This is a genomic window from Azospirillum sp. UFLA03-27, assembly GCF_059803775.1.
The window spans coordinates 1-2,812 of sequence record NZ_JAUQTX010000431.1 but is presented as its reverse complement, the minus strand read 5'-3'; the positions used below and the strand labels follow the sequence as shown (position 1 = coordinate 2,812).

Genomic DNA, 2,812 nt, shown 5'->3' with positions numbered 1-2,812 from the left:
GCGTATAATCGTCGGCAGCGTCAGATGTGTATAAGAGACAGCTGAAGCACCGTGTCCGACAGCTCTACACCCTTGCGGTCGGCGAGGCTGCGGGCGAAGGCGACCATCTTGTCCGTCGGGGCCTTGCGCCGTGCGCCGCCCGACGGTGCGGCGGGGGCCGGCGGGACAGCGTCGGCGACCGGAGCGATCGAGTCGGGAACCTCCGGCGCGGCCTTCGCCTTGCGGCTGCGCCGGGGCGTCTTCGGCGCTTCGCCGTCCATGCCGACGGCAGCGACCGCCGTCTTGCGGATGCGCGTGCGCGGTGCGGCACCGGCGGCGCGCGGGCTGGCGGAGCGGCGGCGGCCGGCGCCCCGTCCGGCGCGGATCGGACCGCTGCGCACGCCGAGATCCACCGTCGGCCCTTGGTTGCCGACCAGAACGCCGATCAGCCGCCCGGCCTCGTCGGCGATGCCGTCGATGACGCTGCGGAAATCGGCGCGTCCGACCACCACCTCGTCCAGCCGCATCTCCCACAGGGCGGTGGTGCCGGGATCGACGAGGGTGGGGGCGGCGCCGCGCAGAGTCTCGAACAACTGCAGCCCGGCGGGGGTGGGCACCAGCCACTTGCCGTCGGCGCCCAGCAGGTTCTGCCGCCGCAGGCCCTTGATGATCTCGGCGCGGGTGGCCGGGGTGCCGATGCCCTTGGCTTCCTTCAGCCGGTCGCGCAGCGCCGGGTCCTCGACGAAGCGCCAAGCGTTCTGCATGGCGTCGACCAGTGTGCCCTCGTTGTAGCGCGGCGGCGCCTGGGTCCGTTTGGCCTCCACCCGAGGCTCGGACAGGCGGGCCGGCTCGCCGTCGGTCAGAGGGGGGAGGGTCTGCTCCTCCTCCTTCTCGTCGGGCTTGCCGTCCGTCTCGGCGGAGCCGAAGGCCGCCTTCCAGCCGAGTTTCAGGGGGATGCGCCCGACCGCCCGGAAAACCACCGGCTTGCCGTCGACGGGCACGTTCATCAGGACGGTGGTCTGCCGGAACTCGTAGTCGGGCATGACGGCGGCGAGGTAGGAGCGGCAGATCAGCGCGTAGAGCCGCTTCTCGTCATCGGTCAGGCGGCTCAGCCGGCTTTCCAGATCATCCAGCACGTTGACGTTGGGCACGATGGCGTGGTGCGACACGCCCTCCAGGGCCTTGTCGCAGAAATGGCCGGACTTGCCGCGGCGGATCACCGGGCGGGACAGGTCGAGATGGGCGAAGCCGCGCAGCCGGGTCAGCGCCCCGGTGATCGCCGGGACGTCGGCGATCTGGTTCTCCGACAGGTAGCGCGCCTCGGCGCGCGGGTAGGTGATGAGCTTTTTGCCCTCGCCGTCGTAAAGCTCCTGCGCGACCTCCAGCGTGCGGTCGGCGGTCCAGCCCCAGCGCTGGCCGCAGGTTTTCTGCAGAGCGGGCAGGTCGTAGAGCTTCGGCGGAGCCTGCCGCCGATCCTCCACCGTCACCGACAGGGGGCCACCATGGCCGTCCGCGGCGCGGGCGATGGCCTCGGCGCGGGCGCGGTCCTTGATGCGGTCCTTCGGCGGCGGAGCGTGGCGCATCAGGAAGGAGCCGGCGGCGGCGGTGGCCGTCGCCACGACCTCGAAATAATCCTCGGGCTTGAAGTTGCGGATTTCCAGCTCGCGCAGGCAGACGATGGACAGGGTCGGCGTCTTCACCCGCCCGATGCCGATCACCCCACGCATCCCCGGCGCCAGCAGCGTCTTGGTCGCCGTGCGGGTCAGCGACAGGTTGAAGATCTGGTCAGCCTGCTGACGCGCCACCGCCGCCTCGTAGAGCGGGCGAAGCTCGTTGTTCGGCTTCAGCTTGGCGAAGGCGTCGCGGATCGTCTTGGGGTCCTGGGCGGTGAACAGGGCGCGCTGCACCCGCCCGCGGAAGCCCAGATGCTCCAGGATTTCCTGCCCGATCAGTTGCCCCTCGCGGTCGCAGTCGGTGGCGAGGATGACCTGGTCGCAGCCCTTCAGCGCCGCCTTGATGGCCGCCAGCTTCGCCGTTTTGTTACCGCCACTGTCCGGCCGGGTCGGGTAGAGTCCGTCCGGCTTCAGCAGGGTGGGCGACCAGCGCTTCCAGTCGGGGTTGACCTCGTCCGGCTCGGCCAGCCGCAGCAGATGCCCCTCGGCCGGCAGGATGCGTCCGTAGCGATCCCCCAGCGCGGCGCGCAGGTCCTTTGCCTGACTGGATTTTTCCGTGATGATGAGCGTGGCCATGGCCGCCATGGTAAGACGAACATGAAAACGTATCAAGAACACTTGATGGCTCTTCTGAGCGGATTCCTGATTGCGGTGCCGCTCCTCGCAGCCGCACTCCCTGCCACGGCTCAGAACCCTCTGCTGCCGGGGATCGGGGCGAAGGACCGGCGGGTGGTGGTGGACGCCACGCACGCGCCGTGGAACAGCCTCGTCAAGGTGCAGAGCAATCTCGGCGCCCGCTGCACCGGCGTGCTGGTGGCACCGCGCCGGGTGGTCACCGCCGCCCATTGCCTGCTGAACCGGGCGCAGCGCTTCCTGCCGGCCTCCTCGCTGCACGTGCTGTTCGGCTACGAGCGCGGGGAGTACCGGCAGCACCGCGCCGTCGCCGCGCTGGAAACCGGCGGCCCCTACGACAAGGAGCGGCGGCTCGACGGGCTGGTCGGCGACTGGGCGGTGCTGACGCTGGACGGCGACGCGCCGGAGGGGATGCCGCCGCTGCCGCTCGCCCGGGTCCCGCCGGACGCCGGCACGCCGCTGATGCTGGGCGGCTACAGCCAGGACCTGTCTCTTATACACATCTGACGCTGCCGACGATTATACGC

Annotated in this window: 2 protein-coding genes; one reads left to right on the top strand and one right to left on the bottom strand. The window is 70.4% G+C overall.

Going from position 1 to position 2,812, the window contains the following annotated elements:
- Positions 1-20: 20 nt before the first annotated feature.
- Entirely contained in the window at positions 21-2,228 is a 2,208-nt protein-coding gene (locus Q4I23_RS31910; protein ID WP_498528896.1) for a DNA topoisomerase, read from the bottom strand.
- Positions 2,229-2,273: 45 nt separating this feature from the next.
- Here Q4I23_RS31910 and Q4I23_RS31905 point away from each other — a divergent pair, with 45 nt between their 5' ends.
- Positions 2,274-2,792: a trypsin-like serine peptidase gene (locus tag Q4I23_RS31905; RefSeq protein ID WP_498528895.1), complete on the top strand. Its 519-nt coding sequence runs from the start codon at positions 2,274-2,276 to the stop codon at positions 2,790-2,792.
- Positions 2,793-2,812: the final 20 nt, after the last annotated feature.

What these genes read in the sequence shown, in the direction of transcription:
- Q4I23_RS31905 (WP_498528895.1), top strand. Translation starts at nt 2,274, where the DNA reads ATGGCTCTTCTGAGCGGATTCCTGATTGCGGTGCCGCTCCTCGCAGCC.
- Q4I23_RS31910 (WP_498528896.1), bottom strand. Translation starts at nt 2,228, where the DNA reads ATGGCCACGCTCATCATCACGGAAAAATCCAGTCAGGCAAAGGACCTG.